Source organism: Thauera aromatica (assembly GCF_023093595.1).
GTDB lineage: Bacteria > Pseudomonadota > Gammaproteobacteria > Burkholderiales > Rhodocyclaceae > Thauera > Thauera aromatica_A.
Window position 1 is genome coordinate 72,501 of record NZ_JALLIK010000105.1, and the last position, 19,673, is coordinate 92,173.

The following is a 19,673-nucleotide window of genomic DNA, read 5'->3' on the forward strand; positions in this document are numbered from 1 at the left end:
CATGAACACCATCGAACGCTATCTCGCGCCGACCTGCCTGGAAGAGGCGCTCGACTGCCTCCACCGACATGACGGCGTCACCATCCTCGCCGGCGGCACCGACCTGATGCCGCAGAGCCGGGCCGGACGCATCCGCATCCAGCCCACCCTGCTCAACATCCGCCGCATTCCCGAACTGCAGGGCATCGCCCTCGAGGATGGCGCGATCCGCATCGGCGCGCTCACCACCATCACCGAGCTGCTCGCCAGCGCGCTGGTGCGCACCCGCCTGCCGGCGCTGGCCGAAGCCTGTGACCGCTTCGCCAGCGACCAGATCCGCAACGCCGGCACGATCGGCGGCAACATCAGCAACGCTTCGCCGGCCGGCGACACCCTGGTGCCGCTGCTCGCCCTCGACGCCGAAGTCGAGCTCGCGGCCAAGCCCAACGGCCACATCGCCCGCCGCCGGCTGCCGATCGCCGACTACTTCACCGGCCCCGGCCGGACCCGGCGCGAACCTCACGAACTGCTCGCCGGCGTGCGCATCCCGCTCCCCGCACCGGGCCGGGTGGCGCACTTCTTCAAGTTCGGCACCCGCCCCGCGCTCGACATCTCGACGATCTCGATCGCGATCGCCGGCACCCTCATCGACGGCGCCCTCGGCGACGTGCGCATCGCCTTCGGTGCGGTCGCCCCCACCCCGGTCCGCGCCCGCCGCACCGAGGCCGTGCTCGAAGGCCGCCCCCTGACCCCGGCGACGATCGCGGGCGCCGCCGCCGTGGCGCGCGACGAGGTCGACCCGATCGACGACGTCCGCGCCAGCGCCTGGTACCGCAAGGAACTGATCCACAACATGACCAAGAGGATGCTCGACCATGTCGCTCAAGCATGACATCGAATTCACCCTGAACGGCGTCCGGCGGCGGGTCACCGTGCCGGTCGACATGAGCGCGCTGGAGATGCTGCGCACCGTCCTCGGCCTCACCGGCACCAAGTACGGCTGCGGCGAAGGCGAGTGCGGCGCGTGCACGATCCGGGTCGACGGCACGACGATGAACGCCTGCCTGATGTTCGCCGCCGACTGCGACGGGCGCGAGCTGGTGACCATCGAAGGGCTCGCCGGCGAGCAGCGCAGCGAGGCCCTGCGCGCCGCCTTCGTCGAGCACGGTGCGGTACAGTGCGGCTTCTGCACGCCGGGGATGGTGATGCAGGCCAGCCACGTCCTCGACGCCCACCCGGACGCCGACGAGGCCACGATCAAGCGCGGCATCGAAGGCAACCTGTGCCGCTGCACCGGCTACCGCAAGATCGTCGACGCGATCTCGGCCACGACCACGTCGTGCTGTGGCGGCCACTGAGGGGAGGCGAACGATGAACATCGCAGCACATCCGCAGCAGATCGAGCGCGACACCCTGATCGGCAAGCGCATCCAGAAGAAGGACGCGCCCGAAAAGGCGAGCGGCAAGACGCGCTACCTCCACGACCTCAACCTGCCCGGCCAGCTCTACGCCAGGATCCTGCGCTCGGCCCGCGTCCATGCCCGCATCCTGAGCATCGACACCTCCGCGGCGCGCGCCCTGCCCGGGGTGCACGCGGTGATCACCGCCGCCGACGTCCCCGACCAGCGCCCGATCGGCGTCGCCCGCGACCACCTGCCGCTGAAGGGCGACCGGGTGCGCAGCCAGCGCGACGAGATCGCCGCGGTCGCCGCCGACAGCGAGGAGATCGCCGAGCAGGCGCTGCGCCTGATCCGGGTCGAATACGAAGACCTGCCGGTGCTCGCCGACCCCGCCGCCGCGGTCGCCCCCGGCGCGGTGCAGATCCACCCGCCGCGGCTCGCCGCCGACGGCAGCGTCCTCGAGCCCGGGCGCGCGGGCAACGTCGCGATGCGCTTCGACTACGGCCACGGCGACATCGCCCAGGGCGAGGCCGAATCGGACGTGATCCTCGAGGACACCTTCAGCCTGCACTACGTCACCCACTGCTGCCTGGGGGTGTCGGGGATCATCGCCGAGTTCGACGCCTCGGGTAACCTGCTGATGTACTCCAACACCCAGGTGCCCTTCCTGCACAAGCGCGAGTTCGCCGAGTACCTGAACATGGACCCGGCGCGCATCCGCATCATCCAGCCGCCGATCGGCGGCGGCTTCGGCTCCAAGCTCGACGTCTATCCGTTCGAAGTCATCTGCGTGTTCCTCGCCCGCACCGCCGGGCGCCCGGTGAAGCTGGTGTTCAGCCGCGAGGAAGAGTTCCTCGCCTCGCCCACCCGCCAGCCGGTGCTGCTCACCCTGCGCTCGGGCTGCAAAAAGGACGGCACCCTGACCTTCCGCCAGGTCCACACCCTGCACGACAACGGCGCCTACACCTCGTGGGGGGCGACCACGCCGTTCGTGATGATGCAGACCTTCTCCTCGCTGTACCGGGTACCGCACTGCGACTACCACACCACCGCGGTGTATACCAACAACCCCTACGCCGGGTCGTTCCGTGGCTACGGCAACCTGCAGGCGACCTTCGCCATCGAACAGCACATGGACATGCTCGCCGAGGCGATCGGCATGGACCCGCTCGCATTCCGGCTGCAGAACGCCCAGGAGGCGGGCGAGGTCACCGGCCAGGGCATGGTGTTCAAGAGCTGCGGCTTCAAGGACTGCCTCACCACCGCCGCCGCGCGCAGCGACTACCTGCGCAAGCACCGCGACAACCTCGCCGCACGCGACGCCCCCGGCCCGCTCAAGCGCGGCATCGGCATCGCCTCGATGCTGCACGTCGGCGGCGGCGCCAAGATCTACCCCTCGGACGGCTGCGGCACCATCCTCAAGCTCGACGACTTCGCCAACGTCACCCTCATCACCGGCGCCTCCGAGATCGGCCAGGGCTCGGAAACGGTGCTCTCCCAGCTCGTCTGCGAGGAACTCGGCCTGCCCATCGCCGCGGTCACCGTGGTCAACAACGACACCGCGATCACGCCCTGGGACGTCGGCGTCCACGCCAGCCGCACCACCTTCATCGCCGGCAACTCGGCGATCGGCGCCGCCCGCAAGGCGAAGGCCAAGATCCTCGCCGCCGCGGCGCAGAAGTTCGGCTGCGCGGCCGAGGAGCTCGACCTCTACGGCGGCCACATCGTGCGCAACGACAGCGGCGAGGCCGTGGTCGAGCTCGCCCGCTTCATCCGCGGCCTGCACTTTTCCGAGCGCGCCGAGCTGATCATGACCACCCACTACTACGAGCCCCCCAGCGTGCACCAGGACAAGGGCTACAAGGGCGACGTCTCCGCCGCCTACGCGTGGGCGACCCAGGTCGTCGAAGTCGAGGTCGACACCGACACCGGCATCGTCAGGATGACGAAAGTCACCGGCGCGCACGACGTCGGCCGGGTGCTGAACCGGCTCGGCATCGAGGGCCAGATCGAGGGCGGCGTGGTCATGGGCCAGGGCTACGCACTCACCGAGAACCTGATGATCGAAAACGGCGTCATGCGCAACCCGAACTTCCGCGACTACAAGCTGGTGACCGCGCCGGAAATTCCCGAGATGGACATTTCCTTCATCGAGTCGATGGACGGCGAAGGTCCGCAGGGCGCGAAGGGAGTCGGCGAGGCGCCCTCGATCTGCATCGCCGCGGCCGCCGCCAACGCGATCTACAACGCCACCGGCACCCGCCTCTTCGCCCTGCCGTTCACGCCCGAGGCCGTGTATGCCGCGCTCCACGGCCGCGCCGAGAAACCGTACTGGAAACCGTGGAAGCCGGAATGAAGAAACGCACCATTCTCTCCATGGAGCAGGCGCTGTCGATGCCCTACGCCACGCTGCGCTTCGCCCAGCTCGGCTGGCGGGTGATCCGCATCGAATCGACCCCGGCCGGCGACGGCCTGCCGGGCGATCCGAACCGCTACATCGGCGGCAAGGTGCTCGACGACGACCGCCGCAGCTACTTCATCGCCCCCAACGTCGGCAAGGAAGCGATCGCCCTCAACCTCAAGGACCCGCAGGGCCAGGCCCTGCTGCGCCGGATCATCCAGGCCCTCGACGTGGACGTGTTCTGCTGCAACACCGTACCGCGGCGCTACGCCCAGCTGGGCATCGACTACGACACCTTGCGCGCGGCCAAGCCCGACCTGATCTGGGCCGGGATCTCGGCGCTGGGGCCGGACTACCCGGACGCCCCCGGCTACGACCCGGTGCTGCAGGCGATGGCCGGCTACATGGAGCTGACCGGTGACGCCGCCGGGCCGCCGACGCTGGCCGGCGTGCCGCTGATCGACCTCAAGGCGGGCGACGAGGTCTACGCCAACGTGATGCTGGCGCTGCTCGAGCGTGCCGAGAGCGGACAGGGCCGGCGCATCGACGTGTCGATGCTGCAGGCCGCGACGTCCTGGCTGATCACGACCCTGCCCCTGCTCGACTTCGACTGCGACCCGGGGGAAATCACCCGCTGCGGCAACGAGCACCGCAAGTTCATTCCGACCAACGTCTATCCGACCGCCGACGGCTTCATCTACGTTGCGATCGGCAGCGACGTGCAGTGGAAGCGGCTCACCGAACTATCCCGCTTCGCCTCGATCGCCACGCCGGAGCGCGCCACCAACGAGGGCCGCCACCGCGAGCGCGAGGCCATCCACCACGACCTCGCGGCGGTGACGCGGCGCTACCCCACGACCGAACTGACCGCCGATTTCCGCACCGCCACCATTCCGCACGCGCCCATCCACGACATCCCCGCGGTACGCGACATGGAAGCGGTGCACCGGCGCCTGACCACCACCACCTTCCCCGACGGACGGACGATCCACATGCAGCCGATGGCGGTGGATCTGCCCGAAGCGCGGACGGCGCTGAACCCGCCGCCGCGCTACGGCCAGGACACGCTGCGCGTCCTGCGCGAGGCCGGGGTGGAGGACGCGGCCTGCGAAACCTTGCGCGCCCAGGGCGTGATCGCCTGAGCCGGCGCGGACACCGAGCAGCACAGCAACACCATCAGCATCCTGACCAAAGGAGGAGAGCAATGATGAAAACAGGCAAGTTTCTGCTCGCGCTCGCAGGCGCGGCGCTGTTCGCCGCGATGCCGGTGCAGGCGCAGGTGAAGATCGGTGTGATCGGTTCCGCGACCGGACCGACCGCCTTCGTCGGCATTCCACAACGCAACACCATTCCGCTGCTCCCCGACAAGGTCGGCGACACCCGCATCGAATACATCTTCCTCGACGACGGCAGCGATCCGACCGCCAGCGTCAAGGCCGCCCAGCAGCTGATCAGCGAGAAACGCGTCGACGCCCTGATCGGGCCTTCCGGTTCGCCCAACGCGATGGGCGTGCTGTCGTTCATGGCCGAAGCCGAAACGCCGATGCTGGCCCCGGTGGGCACCGCCGCGGTGGTGCTGCCGATGGACGACAAGAAGCGCTGGGTGTTCAAGACCCACCCCAACGACGGCGTGATCGCGCGCCGGCTGATCGCGGCGATGCAGGCGCGCAAGGTCGGCACGGTGGGCTTCATCGGCCTCAACGACCCCTACGGCGAGAACTGGTACAACACCTTCGCCGAGCAGGCGCAGGCGGCCAACATCCGCATCGTCGCCAGCGAGCGCTACGGCCGCCAGGACACCAGCGTCACCGGCCAGGTCGCCAAGCTGATCGCCGCCCGCCCCGACGTCGTGCTCGTCGCCGGAATCGCCGCCGCGGCGGCGCTGCCCCACCTCCAGCTGATCGAGGCCGGCTTCAAGGGCGAGATCTACCACACTCACGGCTCGGCTTCGGGCGCCTTCATCCAGATCGGCGGCAAGGCGGTCGAAGGCGCGCTGGTCGTCGGCCCGATGCTGCTCGTCATCGACGAGATCGCCGACGACGTCCCGACGCGCGCCCTCGCCCACGAGTACGTCAGCCGCTACGAGCAGATGCACCAGCAGCGCCCGCCGATCTTCGGCGCCGGCGTCTATGACGCGGGCCTGCTGCTGGCGAACGCCCTGCCGCAGGCGCTCGAACGCGCGCAGCCGGGCACCCGGGAGTTCCGCAGCGCGCTGCGCGACGCCCTCGAGCGCACCTCCGGAATGCGCGCTTCGCAAGGAGTGATCGACATGAGCGCGGCCGACCACTCCGGCTTCGACGACCGCGGCCAGGTGCTGATGACGGTGCGCGACAAGCGCTTCGTCCTCGTGCGCGACTAAGCCTGCGTCTTCCACCCCGTCACGACGGCGGCCGGGTGTCCGATCCGCGCATCCGGCCGCCGCACCCGGCGACCGCCCCTCCCGCTTGCCCGATCACGGGCCGCGAGCGCAGCGGGCCGTCCCCCGCCCACCGCTCCGCACCTCACGCCACAAGCCACTCGACCCACAGCACATCGCGCCGATTCACGGTACATTGACGGCCGCGCCGTGCACGCCGGTCCGCCCGGCGCCGCCCGCCCCCCGGCAGCGCCTGCCGCCCTGCCTCGATCGACCGTGCACCTCGACGATGCCACGACACCAGACTCCCTTTTTCGCCGCCGCCCTGTGGGCGAGCCCCTTCCGCCCCTTCTTCCTCCTCGCCCTCGCCTACGGCCCGCTGCTGATCGCCGCGTGGCTCGCCACCCTGCACGGCCTGTGGCCGCCCACCGCGCTGCCGGCCGGGCTGTGGCACGGCCACGAGATGATCTTCGGCTTCGCGATGGCGGTGATCGTCGGCATCGCCCTCACCGCCCTGCCGGGCTGGGCCGGCACGCCCGAGATCCACGGCCGCCGGCTGGCGGTGCTGGTCGTCCTCTGGCTCGCCGGGCGGGCCGCCTTCCACCTCGCCCCGCAGCTTCCGGCACACCTCCCGGCGGTCATCGACAACCTGCTGCTGCCGGTGCTGATCGCCTTCCTCGCCCCCCAGCTGCTGCGCGCGGCGAACCCTCTGTACCTGCTCCTGCTGCCCATCCTCGGGGCGCTGTGGGCGGCCAACATCGCCTTCTACGCCGGCCACTCCGGCGCCGACCCCGCGCGCGCGGCGAGCGCGCTGCACGCCGCGCTCTACGCGATCATCGTGCTCTTCGTCCTCAAGGGCGGCGTCCTGACCCAGGTGTTCACCGGCAACGCGCTGCGCGCCCGCGGCCGCGGCACCCAGGCGAGCTTCCGGCGCGGGCTGGAAACGGTCGCCACCGCCGCCGTCGTCGCCCTCGCGATCGCCGACCTGGGCGGTGCCCCGCGCGCGCTCAGCGGCGGACTGGCGCTCTTCTGCGCCCTCGTCCACGCCTGGCGCACGGCGCGCTGGCAAGGCTGGCGGGTGATCGACGAGCCGCTGGTGCTGCTGATGCAGTTCGGCTTCCTGTGGCTGATCCTCGCCTTCGCGCTGAAAGCGGCGGCCGATCTCGGCGGGATCGTCCCCGCCAACACCTGGATCCATGCGTTTACCGTCGGCGCGCTGGGGATGATGATGCTGAGCCTGATGACCCGCGTCGGGCTGCGCCACACCGGCCGTCCGCTGGCCCTGCCCGCCAGCCTGGGGGCCGCCGCGCTGCTGATGCTGGCGGCCGCGCTGCTGCGCCAAGCGGTCGAGGTGGCCGGCCTCGGCCTGCGCCCGGTCACGCTCGCCGCCCTGCTGTGGGGGGCCGCCATCCTCGTGCCCTTGTGCCGTTTCGGGCCGCTGCTGCTGCGCCCCAGCCTGCCGCGGGCAGCGCCGCGCGCCGACCCGGCGGCGCGCCCGCCCTCCGGAGGCTAGGCGCCGTGCACCGCCGCCAGGTCGGCCGGACGGTCGACGTCGATGAAGATCGCCTCGTCGTCGACCGCGACGCGGACGACCCGCTCCGGATGGCGTTCGATCAGCCCGCGCGCACCCTGGTCGCCCGTCAGCGCGCACATTTCGGCGAAGAAGGCGCGCGGCCACAGCACCGGGTTGCCGCGCCGGCCCTGGTGTTCGGGAACGATGATGGCCGGCTGCGCCGGATCGAACGCCTCGATCAGGCGATCCACGTGCGCGGCGGAAATGCGCGGCATGTCGCCGAGGAGCACGACCACGGCGTCGATGTCGTCGGCCAGGGCCGTGATGCCGACCCGCAGCGAGCTCGACATGCCCTGCGCGGGATCGGGGTTGCGGGCGAACCCGGCCCCGCTGCCGGCGAGCGCCGCCTCGACCGCCCCGGCCTCGTGGCCGAGCACGACGGTGACCGAAGTGGCCCGCGAAGCGCGCGCGGCCATCACCGCACACAGCACCATCGGCACACCGTCGACTGGCAGCAGCAGCTTGTTCTCCGCCCCCATCCGCGTCGACCGCCCGGCGGCGAGCACCAACGCCGCCACCCGGGGGCCTTCCGCGGCGGGGCTCTCCGCGGCCGGAGCGCCCGCCGGCTCATCGGCGTCGTGCTCGTCACCGGCCGCAGCGGCATCGGTTTCATCCAGCGGCGCCCCCGCAGCCAGAATCGGATTACGGATCAAGCCGCCGACCCCCATCCGCACGATCTGCTCGCGCCCCACCGGCAGCCCGGCGAGCAGGCGCTGCAACACCCAGTCGAGGCCGTTCAGGCGCCGGGAGCGCCCGCAGCCCGGGAGCAGGATCACCGGCACGTCTTCGATGCGGCCGAGAACGAGCATGTTGCCCGGCTCGGTCGGCATGCCGAAATGCTCGACCGTGCCGCCGGCCGCGACCAGCGCCGCGGGGGCGATGTCGCGCCGATCCTTGGCGATCGTCGCCCCCGACACCAGCACCAGGTCGCATCCGGCGGCACGCGCCTGGCGCAGCATCGCCTCGATCGCGCCGTGTTCGTGCGCGCAGCGCAACACCAGCGCCAGCCGGGCGCCGATCACCGCGAGCCGGTGACGGGTGGCGGCAAGCGTGGTTTCGAAGATGTTGTCGCTCATGCCCGGGTGCGCGCTCATGATCAGCGCCGCCCGGCAGGAGCGGAAGGGCGCGAGCTTCAGCGGAATCGCTGCTGCCGCGCTCAGTGGACTCGCTGCAGTCGCACCCAGCGGGCCCGCCGCGGCGACGATCTGCCGGCAGGCCTCGATCGACGCGCGCCGCACGCCGAAAGGAATGATCTTGACCGTCGCCACCACCTGGCCAGGGCGCACCGCCGTGTGCTGCGGCAAAGTGGCCACGGTGATGCCTTCGTCGACGCTGTTGAGGCGGTCCACGACGGCCGGCTCGACCACCACCAGGCCGCGCCCCGAAGCATGCAGGTTGCAGCGTCCGGTCGGCGTCGAGCGGGCCTCGAGCAAGGGATCGGCGGCGGCGAGCAGGGCGGCGATCTCGGCGGCGGCGCGGACCTCATCGACCTCGTCCGCTTCGAGGCGGGCACCGCTGACCTTCGCCACGCCCGCGGCAGCGAGGATCGCGAGATCCGCGGCATCGAGCCGGCGCCCCTTCTTGAAACGCTTTGCCGGCGTTCTCAGCGAGTGGGCGAGCAGCACGCCATCGGCCTCGGCGAGGGGGAATTCGTCGAAGATCATTGCGTCGATGCCTTCTGCGCCTCCTGGCGCGGTGGCCGGGTCGGATCGCTCGCAGCCTCGCCGCGATAGCGGCACAGCAGGATCTGGGCGAGGATGGAGACGGCGATCTCTGCCGGCGCCCGCCCGCCCAGATCGAGACCGATCGGGGCGTGGATGCGTCCCAGGCGGTCGCCGAGGCCGGCCGCGGTGAGGCGCTCGACGCGCTTGGCGTGGGTGCGGGTGCTGCCCAGCGCGCCGATGTAGAAGGCGTCGCTGGCGAGCGCGGCGATCAGCGCCGGATCGTCGAGCTTGGCGTCGTGCGACAGGGTCACGACCGCGGTCCGGGCATCGAGGCCGAGGGCGCGCAGCGCCTCGTCCGGCCAGTCGTGAACCATGCGCACGCCGGGCACGCGCTTTTCGGTGGCGAACGCCCGCCGCGGATCCACCACCACGACCTCGAAGCCGGCGGTCGCGGCCATCGGCGCCAGCGCCTGGGCGATATGCACCGCGCCGACGATCACCAGCCGTGGCTGCGACACGTGGCTGCGCACGAACACGTCGTCCTCGCCGTCGCGCAGCATGGCGCTGCGCCCCGCGCGCAGGAGCTGCCCGACCTCATCGAGCAGGGGGCCGGCGAGCGCCAGCTCACCGACCACCCCCATGCTGCCGACCAGGGCCTGGGCGCCGTCGGCGATCCGCGTGACCACCGCGACCGGGCGCTGGGCCCGGCGCTCGACCAGCAGCGCTTCGAACAGCTTCGTCTTCATCCGATCCGCTCCACATAAACCTGAATCCGCCCGCCGCAGGCCAGGCCGACTTCCCACGCCTGCTCGTCGCTGACGCCGAATTCGAGCAGGCGCGGCTCGCCGCTGGCGATCACGCGCTGCGCCTCGTCGATGACGGCGGCCTCGATGCAGCCGCCCGACACCGAACCGATGAACTCGCAGTGCTCATCGGCAGCCAGGTGGCTGCCTTCCGGGCGCGGCGACGAACCCCAGGTGCGCACCACCGTCGCCAGCGCCACGCCCCGGCCCTGCGCGCGCCAGTCCGTGATCTGGGCGAACAAGGCGTCGTCGCTGGCCGGCGGGGCGGCCCGCGATCCGCCGCCTGCGGCATCCGCGGTCGCCGCCGGGGCGGCCCGCCGCCGCCCGACTCCGGCGCTGCGGGCGTGGCGCTCGACCAGATCGGCCAGCGCCGCCACGCCCTGCCCCGCGCTCGCCACCGTCGGCACGAGTTCCACCGACCACCCATCGACCCTGCGCAGCACGCCGCTCGCCTGCAGGTCGTGCACGGTGCGCGCGGCCTGGGGCAGATCGGCCTTGTTCACCACGAGGATGTCGGCGATCTCGAGGATGCCGGCCTTGGCCGCCTGCACCTCGTCACCGAGGCTGGGGGCACAGACCACCACCCGGCAGTCGGCCAGGTGGCGGATATCGACTTCGGACTGGCCCACCCCCACGGTCTCGACGATAACCACGTCGAAACCGGCCGCATCGAGGACATCGACCATCCGCTCGGCGGCACGCGCCAGCCCACCGAGCGCTCCCCTGGAGGCCAGCGAGCGGATGAACACCTGCTCGTCCTCGCCATGCTCGCCCATCCGCACCCGGTCGCCGAGCAGCGCACCGCCGCTGACCGGGCTCGAGGGATCGATGGCGAGCACCGCCACCCGCTGCCCGCGCCGGCGCAGTTCGGCCAGCAGCGCATTGATCAGGGTGGATTTGCCCGCCCCGGGCGCCCCGGTGATGCCGAGCACCTGGGCCCGGCCGAGCCAGGGCGCCAGCTGCTCGAGCAGCGGGACGAGCGCCTCGTCGGCGTTTTCGACCTGGGTCAACAAGCGCGCGAGCACGGTACGCGACCCTGCCCGCAACGCGGATAAATCGGGAATGCTGGAGCGCATGCGCGGACGACCTCCCTATTCAGGTATCCATGATACCGTATACAAAACACGTTCCACGCCATCGAAAAGATGCCGCGAGCGGAAGGATGGAAGAGTAATACACCTGAGCGCCGGTGAAGAAATCGTAGCGAGCAGAGCCGACTGCAAGGCGCGAGCGAACGACAAGACATATCCACTGGATAGGCGAGGAGTGAGCGCGTGAGCAACGCCGCAATAGGCCCGCGCAGTAGATTTATTCATCGGTGCTGAGTCCCGCCACGCCCGGAAAGACGCCTGCAATGAGCACTCCTCCCGAACTGTACGATCCGGCCTGCTGGACCCGCATGCTCGCCGCCGCGGCATGGCCGCCGGCACAGGCGAGCATCGGCGTGCTGAGCCGCACGGCGTTCAAGGCCCGCCGCGGCCGCCTCCTCACCTGGCGCTTCCCGGCCACGGGGCCGCAGGCGAGCGCGGCGGACTGGGACGGGGAGGCGCCCGCCGACATGGCCGTGCTGCTGGTCGCCGACGAAGCGGTGCTGCACGCCCTGCGCGGCGAAGGCCTCGCCGTGCTGCCGCGGCTCGTGCGCCGCGGCGAGCTCCACGCCTACGTCCTGAAAACCCGGGATGCGCTCGAAGCCGCCGGGCTCGACGAGTTCGTCGAAGACCTGGGGCTGGCCTTCCCGCGCCACTGAGCCTCAGCCCGGCGAGCGCTCGCGCCGCAGGTTGGTTTCGTACTGGCTGCGCGCGGACTGGTAGGGCTTCGGCCAGGCGATGCCGGCATGGCCGATCTGCGCCGCCGCATGCAGGGTCCACGCCGGGTCGGCGAGGTGCGGGCGCGCGATCGCGCACAGATCGGCGCGGCCGGCGGCGACGATGCTGTTGACATGGTCGGCGTCGTAGATCGCACCGACCGCCATCGTCGGCATCTCGAGCTCGTTGCGGATGCGGTCGGCGAACGGCGTCTGGTACATGCGGCCGTAGACGGGCGACGCATCGGGCACCACCTGCCCCGACGAGCAGTCGATGAGATCCGCCCCGGCCGCCTTGAACAAGCGCGCGATGGCGACCGTCTCGTCGGCGGTGTTGCCGCCCGGAGCCCAGTCGTGACACGACAGGCGCACCGCCATCGGCTTGCCGGCGGGCCACACGGCGCGGATCGCGGCGAACACTTCGAGCGGATAGCGCGCGCGGTTTTCGACGCTGCCGCCATAGTCGTCGTCGCGCCGGTTGGTGAGCGGGGAGAGGAAGCTCGACAGCAGGTAGCCGTGCGCGCAATGCAGCTCGAGGATGTCGAAGCCGGCCTCGTCGGCCATCCGTGCGGCGCGGACGAAGTCCTCGCGCACCCGCGCCATGTCCTCCCGGGTCATCGCCCGTGGCGTCTGCGAGTGCGCCAGATAGGGCAGCGGCGACGCCGAGAGCAGCGCCCAGCCGCCGTCCTCGAGCGGCTCGTCGATGCCCTCCCAGGCGCGCTTCGTCGCCCCCTTGCGCCCGGCATGGCCGAGCTGGATGCCGATCTTCGCCGGCGACTGGGCGTGGACGAAATCGACGATGCGCCTCCACGCCGCAACGTGTTCCGCCTTGTACAGGCCGGCGCAGCCCGGGGTGATGCGCGCATCGGGCGACACACAGGTCATCTCGGTATAGAGCAGGCCCGCCCCGCCGAGCGCGCGCGCGCCGAAATGCACCAGGTGGAAATCGCCCACGGTGCCGTCCTCAGCCGAATACATCGCCATCGGCGACACCACGACGCGGTTGGCCAGCGCCAGCGCGCGCAGGCGGAACGGGGTGAACATCGGCGGCGGCGCCTTGCCCTCCTGCCCCGCCGCCCCTTCGCTGCGGGCGGCGAACCAGCGCTCGTAGCCTTCCAGCCAGGCGGCATCGCGCAGGCGCAGGTTTTCGTGTGAAATCCGCTGCGAGCGGGTCAGCATCGAGTACATCAGCTGCTCCGGCTCGAAGCGCTCGCAGTAGCGCGCGCCGCAGACTTCGAACCACTCCATCGCGTTCCAGGCCGCGTTCTGCAGGCGCAGGACGTCGATCCGGCGGGCGTCCTGGTATTGCGCCAGCACCTCCGCGATCCCCTCCGGCGCATCGCCGTGGTCGCGGAAGCGGCGGGTCAGCTCGATCGCATCCTCGAGCGCGAGCTTGGTGCCGGAGCCGATCGCGAAATGCGCCGTATGCACCGCGTCGCCCATCAGGACGACATGGCTCGAACCGTTGAAGTGGTGCCAGCGCTCACACTTGACGCGCTGGAAATTGAGCCACGCCGAGCCGCGCAGGTGGCGGGCGTTGCTCATCAGGCGGTGGCCGTCGAGGTGCTTCGCGAACAGGCGCTCGCAGAATGCGATCGACTGCGCCTGGCCGGCGCCATCGAGGCCGTGGGCCTTCCACACCGCTTCCGGACACTCGACGATGAAGGTCGTGGTCTGCCCGTCGAACTTGTAGACGTGGGCCTGGAACCAGCCGTGCTCGGTCCTTTCGAACAGGAAAGTGAAGGCATCGAACAGCTTGTTCGTGCCCAGCCAGATGTAGCGGTTCGGGCGGGTGACGATGTCGGGCTGGAAGATTGCGGCGTACTTGCTGCGAATCCGCGAGTTGATCCCGTCGGCGGCGATGATCAGGTCGGCATCGGGGAATTCGTCGTCGGTGTCGACTTCGCGCTCGAACTCGAGCTCGACCCCGAGCACCTCGCAGCGCGCTTGCAGGATGTTGAGCATCTGCTTGCGGCCGATGCCGACGAAGCCGTGGCCGCCGCTGCGGATCACCTTGCCCTTGAAGCGCAGCTCGACATCGTCCCAGTGGTTGAACGCGAGCTGGATCGCGTCGGCGGTCTCGCCGTCCCATGCGCGCATGTTGTCCATGGTGGCATCGGAGAACACCACGCCCCAGCCGAAGGTGTCGTAAGGCTTGTTGCGCTCGATGACGCGGACCCGGTGCGCCGGGTTGAGCTTCTTCATCAGGATCGCGAAGTACAGGCCCGCCGGCCCCCCGCCGATGCAGACGATATGCATGATGAGTCTCCTCCGAGTGCTGGGTGATGAATCCGGAGCGGCGCTGCCGGATCAGTCGTGCGCCGTGTGTTGCCGAACGGCCGCCCGGGTCGCCGCAAACGCTTCGAGCGCACGCTCGAACTCGGCCACCGCCGCGGCCGGCACGCTCGTGCCGCACTCGTAGCACGCACCGCTGATGCGGTCGAACCAGCGGCAGCCGCACTGGTCGCAGGCCAGCTCGGGGGCGCCGGCGGGATTGTGGAAGATCATCGGCAGGCTCCCAGAAAGGCCAGGCCGAGGGTATCGAGAAAGTCCTCGTAGCCCGCGTCCTGCAGCTCGTACTTCGTGCGCAGGACGAAGAACAGGATGCCGCCCTGGCGGATCCGGCGCTTGATCGTCGACAGCGCGTCGCCGTCGAGGCTGGCCTCGAGCGCGGCGAGCGCGGCCTCGTCGGCGACGAACAGCAGATCGACCGCGGCCGCCTCGAAGCCCGGAAAGCGCAGGGTACTTGCGACCATGCCGCGGCCGGTCGCGCACCACTTCATCATGTCGAGGTCGCGGCAGTGCTCGACCACGCCGGCGACGTGCTTGCCGGGCTGGATCCCGGAACCGGCGCGCGCCACGAAACCGACCGCCGAGCCGGGCAGCATGTCGGTGAACAGCTCGGCGTGGCGCTCCAGCATCGCCTGCCAGCGCGCCAGCGCCCCGAATCCGCCGCTGGCGGCGGCGGGCGCCGCTTCGAGCTCAACATCCATCGCCTGTCCTCCCCGCGCCGCCGGGCGAAGCCGGCGGCGCCTTGCCGCGCGCTCCGCCCTTACTCGGGCAGCATCGCGGTGACTTCGATCTCGACCTTCGCCCCGTGCTCGACGTAGCCGGCCACCTGCAGCGCCATCATTACCGGGAAGTGACGCCCGATCAGCTCGCGGTACACTTCGCCGATCTCGGCCAGGCGGGCGTTGTATTCCGCGGCGTCGGCGAGGAACCAGTTCATCCGCACGATGTGCTCGGGGCGGGCGCCGCCGGCGGCGAGGATGGCGACGATGTTGGTCAGCGCCTGGCGGACCTGGCCGACCAGGTCATCGGTGCGGAACACTTCCTGTTCGTCCCAACCGACCTGGCCGGCGACGAACACCGTGCGCCCGCTGGCGATGATTCCGTTCGAATAGCCCTTGGGACGTTTCCATCCCGGCGGTTGCAGTACCTGCATATGCACTCCTCGTGGTTGTGGGTGTCTCTGGACGGAACGCGCGCAGCGCGCCCCCCTGAAGTATCTAGATCCGGACGCCGAGGCGGTAGCCCTCGTGGATCGCCGCATCGAGCCCGCGGGCGATCACCGCGTCGCCGGCACCGTGCAGCTCGTCGATCATCCACTGGAACTCGTGGAACAGGTCGTGGTTGGCCTGGCGCGGCCCGGACACGATGACGCTGTCGGCGGCGACGAAAATCTCCTCGCCCTGGGCGTTGCGGATCGTCGCCCCCTCTGCGCTCACGCGGGCGAGCTGCGAAGAGGTCAGGGTGCGGATCTCGAGTTCCTCGATCCACGCCGAATGGCGCCACTTGAACGACGGCATGACATCGCCGGCGATGCGTTTTTCCTCTTCCACGAGCACCACCTCGTGGCCCTGCTTGCACAACGATTCGGCCAGCGTGAGCCCGATCTTGCCCGCCCCCACCATCACCACGCGCTTGCCCGGCACGACCTTACCTGTGGCGACGTCGAGCGCATCGACGAGCAGTTCGCGGCCGTCGAGGTGGCGGTAGGCCTTGAAGTCGGTGCGCGAACCGGCGGCGACGATACAGACGTCGAACTGATGCAGGATGCTGCGCATGAACTTGGCGTTGGCCTCGGTGTTGAAGCGCACGTCGATCTCCATCTTGCGCGCCATCGTCTCGTAGTAGCGCACCACCGAGAGCAGGTCGTCGGGGCGGGCGAGGTCGTTCGACGCGTAGCCGACGAGGCTGCCGCCGATGCGCTCGCCCTTCTCGAACACGGTGACATCGTGGCCGCGGCGCTTGGCGGTGATCGCCGCTTCCATGCCGGCGGGGCCGGCGCCGATGATCATGATCTTCTTCTTCACCGCCGCCGGGGTGACGTGGTACTCGGGCTCGACTTCGTGGCCGAGCGCGGGGTTCATCGCGCAGGTGTAGGGCAGGTCGCGGAACAGGCGCGACAGGCAGTTGAGCGAGCCGATGCAGCGGCGCACCTCGTCGAGCCGGTCTTCGGCGGCCTTGTGCAGGAGCTCGGGGTCGGCGAGCATCGGCCGGCACACTTCCCAGTAGTCGAACACGCCCTCGGCGATGCACTGGTTGGCCATCACCGGATCGGGCAGGCGGTTGCCGAAGGTGATGAGCGTGTTCGGGAACAGCTTCTTCGCCTTCGCCGCGAGGTAGTTCCAGTGCCCGGGGGCGACATCGCGGCCGATCGAGGACTCGGGCGCCTCCTGCCAGCCGACCGTGACCGAGATCATGTCGACGCCGCAATCGACCGCCTGCTGCATCAGCTCGAAACATTCGTCCTCGCTGTTGCCGCCCCACTTGTCCATCAGCTCGGCGCCATTGAGGCGCACGACCAGGGGGTTGTCGGGGGTGGCCTGCTTGATCGCGTCGATCAGCTCGCGCATGAAGCGGCCGCGGTTCTCGATCGAGCCGCCGTATTCGTCGCTGCGCTGGTTGGTGAAGCGCGAGTTGAAGTTGGCGAGCAGGTAACCCATGAAGCTGGTCACTTCGGTGCCGTCGAAGCCGGCGCGGATCGCGCGCTTGGCGGCTTCGGCGTGCTGCACGACGATGGCGCGGATCTGCTCCTTGGTGAGCTCGCGCGGCGGGCGGAAGTGCGGCAGGGTCTGCGGCACCACCGAAGGCTGGATGCAGTAGCCGAGGTCGATGCCGCCGTAGCGCCCGGCGTGCAGGATCTGCTGGATCGCGACCGCGCCGTTGTCGTGGATGTACTGGGCGATGGTCTCGAACTGGGGCAGGAACTTGTCGTCGAACAGCGCCACCTGGCGGAAGTAGGCCTTGCCTTCGCCGAGCGGGTCGGGGTAGGCGCCCTGGTTGGTGATGATGCCCGCCCCGGTGCCGGCGATGACCCGCGTGCGCGCCAGCTCGCGCGGGGTGATGAAGCCGTCGCGGGTGTTGTAGTTGGAGACGCAGCAGGCGCCGTACTTGACCATGTTCTTGGTCTCGTAGCGGCCGATGCGGCCGGGCTTGAACAGGTGGGGGAGCTTGAGCTCACCGGGCAGGGCCATCGACATCTCCTCATCGAATCATTGTGCAGGGACCGCACACGCTGCCCGCCGGCGGGCAGCGCCGGCCGGAGCGAAAGCCGGGCCATGAGCGGGAAAGCGGTGCAACGCCCCCTCCCGCGGAGGGGGCGGGGATTCAGGGGGGCGGGACTCAGGGGGTCCGGGTGAAGTCCGGCTTGCGCTTTTCCTGGAAGGCGGAAATACCCTCGCGTGCCGCCGCGGTGCATGCGCTGTCGCCGAACGCGCGATAGCCGACCTCGAGCGCGGCCTCCAGCGTCGGCGCCGCGGCCGCGGCGCGGATCGCCTGCTCCATGATCGCGATCACTTCCGCGCTCAGCGGCTGGCCGCTGGCCGCCTTCGGTTCGATCGGGGCGAGCGCGCCGAGCTCGACCGCGCCATCGGGAATGCCCGCGACCTGGCCCTGGAGCGCCTTCACCCGCTCGACCGCGGCCAGCACCAGGCTGCGGTAGTCGTCGGCGAGCGCATCGACCACCCCCAGCTCGAGCGCGCGCGTCGCCTGCAGGCGTTCGGCGCGGCGCAGCATGGCGTGGAATTCGGCCGCCGCCTGCGGCCAGCGCCGGTAGGGCACGACCATCGCGCCGATGCCGTGGACGATGCCCAGGGTGACTTCGGGCATCTGCATCCAGGCCTGGCGCTGGGCGACGATGCCGTGGCAGCGGGTGGCGAGCTCGAAGCCGCCGCCGAGCACCATGCCGTTGAGGGCGGCGACCACCGGCTTCTGCATCCGGTCGAGATGAACGAGCAGGCGCGAGCAGTCGCGCGCGTACTGCGCCGCGCCCTCGGCGTCGCCGAGCAGGCGCGGGAAGCGGCCGATGTCGGCCCCGGCGCAGAAGGCGCGGTTGCCGTAGCCGACGATGACGAAGCCGGCCACCGCGGGGTCGTGCTCGTAGCGCCGGATCACCGCGAGGATCTCGTCGGTCATCTCGTCGTGGAGTGCGTTCATCGCCTCCGGCCGGCGCAAGGTGATCACCTTCACGCCGTCGAGCTCGTCGACGAGGATGTGGCGCAGGAAGTCCTGATAGTCGTCCAGCGGACGCCGCGCCCCCGGCATCCCCGGACGTTCGATGCAAAAGCGCTGTAGCAGCGCGCCGGCCTCGCCAGCGCCGAGCGCCTTCATCAGGTCGAGCGGCCCGGCGCGGAAGGCGAGCGCCTGGCGGCAGCCGAAGTCGAGGTCGGCCGCTTCGCCGATGCCGCGGTCGAGAATATCGACGGTCTGCGAGAACAGGATGCCGAGCAGGCGCGCGCGGATCGCCGCCGCCAGCGCGGGCGCGACCTCCACCGGCCGCCCCGGCGCCACCGTCAGCCAGCGCTCGACCGCGCGGAAGATCGGCGCCGGGCGGTAGTGCCGGCCTTCCATCTCGGCCTGCAGGGTGTTGGTCTCGGTGATGATCGGGTTGCCGTTGGCCAGGTTGAGGACGAAGAACGGCCCGGCATGGACGAACTCGCCGGCGACGCTGTCGATCTCGGCCGCGGTGGCATCATCGAGGAGCAGCGCGGCCTCGTTGCACCAGTTGTCGAAGATCCGGTCGAGCATGAAGCAGGCGACATCGGCGGTCACCAGCGGCACCTTTCCGGTCAGGCAGAACACCTGGCGCAGGTGCTCGACCACTTCCGGCGCGGTCTTCTCCCAGCGCACCACCTCGACCACCGGATTGCGCCACGCCGGGGCGAAGAAATGGGTCACCGTGGCGCGCTCCGGATGGCGCAGCGCAGCGAAAATCTGCGCCGCCGGAAGCGAGCTGGTGTTGGAAGTGATCAGTGCATCTGGGCGCACGATCGCTTCCACTTCGGCGAAGATCCGTTTCTTCAGCTCGATGTTCTCGGTCGCCGCCTCAAGCACCCAGTCGGCATCGGCGAGGTCGCGGTAATCGAGGGTGCCGATCAGGTTCTCGGTCACTGCGGCAGCCTGCGACTCGGTCATCTTGCCCTTCGCCAGCGCCTTCGCCGCATACGCCCGGAAGCGCTCGATCGCACGATCGACCGCTTCCCGCGAAATGTCGACGAGATAGAGCTTGAGCCCGGGCAGCGCGCTCTTCAGGTAGTAGCCGATGTCCGGCCCGATCGTGCCGGCGCCGATGATCGCCACCGTGCGGGGCAGGGGCCGCGTCGGCGCGGCGAGCAAGGGATTGGCGAAGCTGCTGGCCATGTATGGATCTCCTCTGGTGTGTCGTGTCGGCGCGGCTGGCGCAGCGCTC

16 protein-coding genes are annotated in these 19,673 nt (G+C 70.3%); 7 read left to right on the forward strand and 9 right to left on the reverse strand.

The annotated features are described in order from the left end of the window. Position 1 precedes the first annotated feature (1 nt). The 6 genes from MXC99_RS11595 to MXC99_RS11620 all read left to right on the forward strand — a co-directional run bounded on the left by MXC99_RS11595 (position 2) and on the right by MXC99_RS11620 (position 7,649). The gene (locus MXC99_RS11595) at positions 2-871 is read left to right on the forward strand and encodes an FAD binding domain-containing protein (RefSeq protein WP_247725610.1); all 870 of its coding nucleotides are present in this window, start codon (positions 2-4) and stop codon (positions 869-871) included. Next, positions 855-1,337: a (2Fe-2S)-binding protein gene (locus MXC99_RS11600; protein ID WP_247725611.1), complete on the forward strand. Its 483-nt coding sequence runs from the start codon at positions 855-857 to the stop codon at positions 1,335-1,337. The genes MXC99_RS11595 and MXC99_RS11600 overlap by 17 nt, the downstream gene beginning before the upstream one ends. Before the next feature lie 13 nt (positions 1,338-1,350). Further along, positions 1,351-3,735, forward strand: coding sequence for a xanthine dehydrogenase family protein molybdopterin-binding subunit (locus MXC99_RS11605; RefSeq protein WP_247725612.1), 2,385 nt, complete (start codon positions 1,351-1,353; stop codon positions 3,733-3,735). After that, positions 3,732-4,922, forward strand: a complete 1,191-nt coding sequence (locus tag MXC99_RS11610) for a CaiB/BaiF CoA transferase family protein (RefSeq protein ID WP_247725613.1) — start codon at positions 3,732-3,734, stop codon at positions 4,920-4,922. The genes MXC99_RS11605 and MXC99_RS11610 overlap by 4 nt, the downstream gene beginning before the upstream one ends. 65 nt (positions 4,923-4,987) lie before the next feature. Next, positions 4,988-6,139, forward strand: a complete 1,152-nt coding sequence (locus tag MXC99_RS11615; protein ID WP_247725614.1) for an ABC transporter substrate-binding protein — start codon at positions 4,988-4,990, stop codon at positions 6,137-6,139. A 286-nt stretch (positions 6,140-6,425) separates the two neighbouring features. Beyond that, positions 6,426-7,649 carry an NnrS family protein gene (locus MXC99_RS11620; RefSeq protein ID WP_247725615.1) on the forward strand — a complete coding sequence of 408 codons (1,224 nt, stop codon included), beginning with the start codon at positions 6,426-6,428 and terminating at the stop codon, positions 7,647-7,649. Here the strand turns inward: MXC99_RS11620 and MXC99_RS11625 are convergent. From MXC99_RS11625 to meaB, 3 genes are read right to left on the reverse strand one after another with little or no spacing between them, the layout of a single operon-like run. After that, complete coding sequence (locus MXC99_RS11625; protein ID WP_247725616.1) at positions 7,646-9,373, reverse strand: NTP transferase domain-containing protein; 1,728 nt, start codon at positions 9,371-9,373, stop codon at positions 7,646-7,648. The two genes, MXC99_RS11620 and MXC99_RS11625, sit on opposite strands and share 4 nt — an antisense overlap. Further along, positions 9,370-10,119, reverse strand: coding sequence for an XdhC family protein (locus MXC99_RS11630; RefSeq protein ID WP_247725617.1), 750 nt, complete (start codon positions 10,117-10,119; stop codon positions 9,370-9,372). Before MXC99_RS11630 ends, MXC99_RS11625 begins: the two co-directional genes overlap by 4 nt. After that, on the reverse strand, positions 10,116-11,252 hold the full coding sequence (gene meaB, locus MXC99_RS11635) for a methylmalonyl Co-A mutase-associated GTPase MeaB (protein WP_247725618.1): 1,137 nt from the start codon (positions 11,250-11,252) through the stop codon (positions 10,116-10,118). Before meaB ends, MXC99_RS11630 begins: the two co-directional genes overlap by 4 nt. A gap of 278 nt (positions 11,253-11,530) precedes the next feature. Here meaB and MXC99_RS11640 point away from each other — a divergent pair, with 278 nt between their 5' ends. Then, positions 11,531-11,923: a hypothetical protein gene (locus MXC99_RS11640; protein ID WP_247725619.1), complete on the forward strand. Its 393-nt coding sequence runs from the start codon at positions 11,531-11,533 to the stop codon at positions 11,921-11,923. Positions 11,924-11,926: 3 nt separating this feature from the next. On the opposite strand, the gene MXC99_RS11645 is transcribed toward MXC99_RS11640, so the two are convergent. From MXC99_RS11645 to MXC99_RS11670, 6 genes are all read right to left on the reverse strand, one after another. Next, positions 11,927-14,239 (reverse strand): bifunctional salicylyl-CoA 5-hydroxylase/oxidoreductase, encoded by a 2,313-nt coding sequence (locus MXC99_RS11645; RefSeq protein WP_247725620.1) that lies wholly within the window; start codon positions 14,237-14,239, stop codon positions 11,927-11,929. Between the two features lie 51 nt (positions 14,240-14,290). Further along, a complete protein-coding gene (locus MXC99_RS11650) occupies positions 14,291-14,488 on the reverse strand; it encodes a cysteine protease (RefSeq protein WP_075148175.1) in 198 nt (65 codons plus the stop codon). Then, positions 14,485-14,973, reverse strand: coding sequence for a hypothetical protein (locus MXC99_RS11655; RefSeq protein ID WP_247725621.1), 489 nt, complete (start codon positions 14,971-14,973; stop codon positions 14,485-14,487). The genes MXC99_RS11650 and MXC99_RS11655 overlap by 4 nt, the downstream gene beginning before the upstream one ends. A gap of 59 nt (positions 14,974-15,032) precedes the next feature. Further along, positions 15,033-15,425, reverse strand: a complete 393-nt coding sequence (locus tag MXC99_RS11660) for a RidA family protein (protein WP_107221577.1) — start codon at positions 15,423-15,425, stop codon at positions 15,033-15,035. A 64-nt stretch (positions 15,426-15,489) separates the two neighbouring features. Then, positions 15,490-17,460, reverse strand: coding sequence for an FAD-dependent oxidoreductase (locus MXC99_RS11665; RefSeq protein ID WP_247725622.1), 1,971 nt, complete (start codon positions 17,458-17,460; stop codon positions 15,490-15,492). Between the two features lie 148 nt (positions 17,461-17,608). Continuing rightward, positions 17,609-19,624: a 3-hydroxyacyl-CoA dehydrogenase/enoyl-CoA hydratase family protein gene (locus MXC99_RS11670; protein WP_247725623.1), complete on the reverse strand. Its 2,016-nt coding sequence runs from the start codon at positions 19,622-19,624 to the stop codon at positions 17,609-17,611. Positions 19,625-19,673 lie beyond the last annotated feature (49 nt).

Coding starts and splice junctions, on each gene's coding strand:
- MXC99_RS11600 (WP_247725611.1), top strand. CDS start 855: ATGTCGCTCAAGCATGACATCGAATTCACCCTGAACGGCGTCCGGCGG.
- MXC99_RS11660 (WP_107221577.1), bottom strand. CDS start 15,425: ATGCAGGTACTGCAACCGCCGGGATGGAAACGTCCCAAGGGCTATTCG.
- MXC99_RS11650 (WP_075148175.1), bottom strand. CDS start 14,488: ATGATCTTCCACAATCCCGCCGGCGCCCCCGAGCTGGCCTGCGACCAG.
- MXC99_RS11640 (WP_247725619.1), top strand. CDS start 11,531: ATGAGCACTCCTCCCGAACTGTACGATCCGGCCTGCTGGACCCGCATG.
- MXC99_RS11645 (WP_247725620.1), bottom strand. CDS start 14,239: ATGCATATCGTCTGCATCGGCGGGGGGCCGGCGGGCCTGTACTTCGCG.
- MXC99_RS11665 (WP_247725622.1), bottom strand. CDS start 17,460: ATGGCCCTGCCCGGTGAGCTCAAGCTCCCCCACCTGTTCAAGCCCGGC.
- MXC99_RS11655 (WP_247725621.1), bottom strand. CDS start 14,973: ATGGATGTTGAGCTCGAAGCGGCGCCCGCCGCCGCCAGCGGCGGATTC.
- MXC99_RS11630 (WP_247725617.1), bottom strand. CDS start 10,119: ATGAAGACGAAGCTGTTCGAAGCGCTGCTGGTCGAGCGCCGGGCCCAG.
- meaB (WP_247725618.1), bottom strand. CDS start 11,252: ATGCGCTCCAGCATTCCCGATTTATCCGCGTTGCGGGCAGGGTCGCGT.
- MXC99_RS11605 (WP_247725612.1), top strand. CDS start 1,351: ATGAACATCGCAGCACATCCGCAGCAGATCGAGCGCGACACCCTGATC.
- MXC99_RS11595 (WP_247725610.1), top strand. CDS start 2: ATGAACACCATCGAACGCTATCTCGCGCCGACCTGCCTGGAAGAGGCG.
- MXC99_RS11625 (WP_247725616.1), bottom strand. CDS start 9,373: ATGATCTTCGACGAATTCCCCCTCGCCGAGGCCGATGGCGTGCTGCTC.
- MXC99_RS11610 (WP_247725613.1), top strand. CDS start 3,732: ATGAAGAAACGCACCATTCTCTCCATGGAGCAGGCGCTGTCGATGCCC.
- MXC99_RS11670 (WP_247725623.1), bottom strand. CDS start 19,624: ATGGCCAGCAGCTTCGCCAATCCCTTGCTCGCCGCGCCGACGCGGCCC.
- MXC99_RS11615 (WP_247725614.1), top strand. CDS start 4,988: ATGAAAACAGGCAAGTTTCTGCTCGCGCTCGCAGGCGCGGCGCTGTTC.
- MXC99_RS11620 (WP_247725615.1), top strand. CDS start 6,426: ATGCCACGACACCAGACTCCCTTTTTCGCCGCCGCCCTGTGGGCGAGC.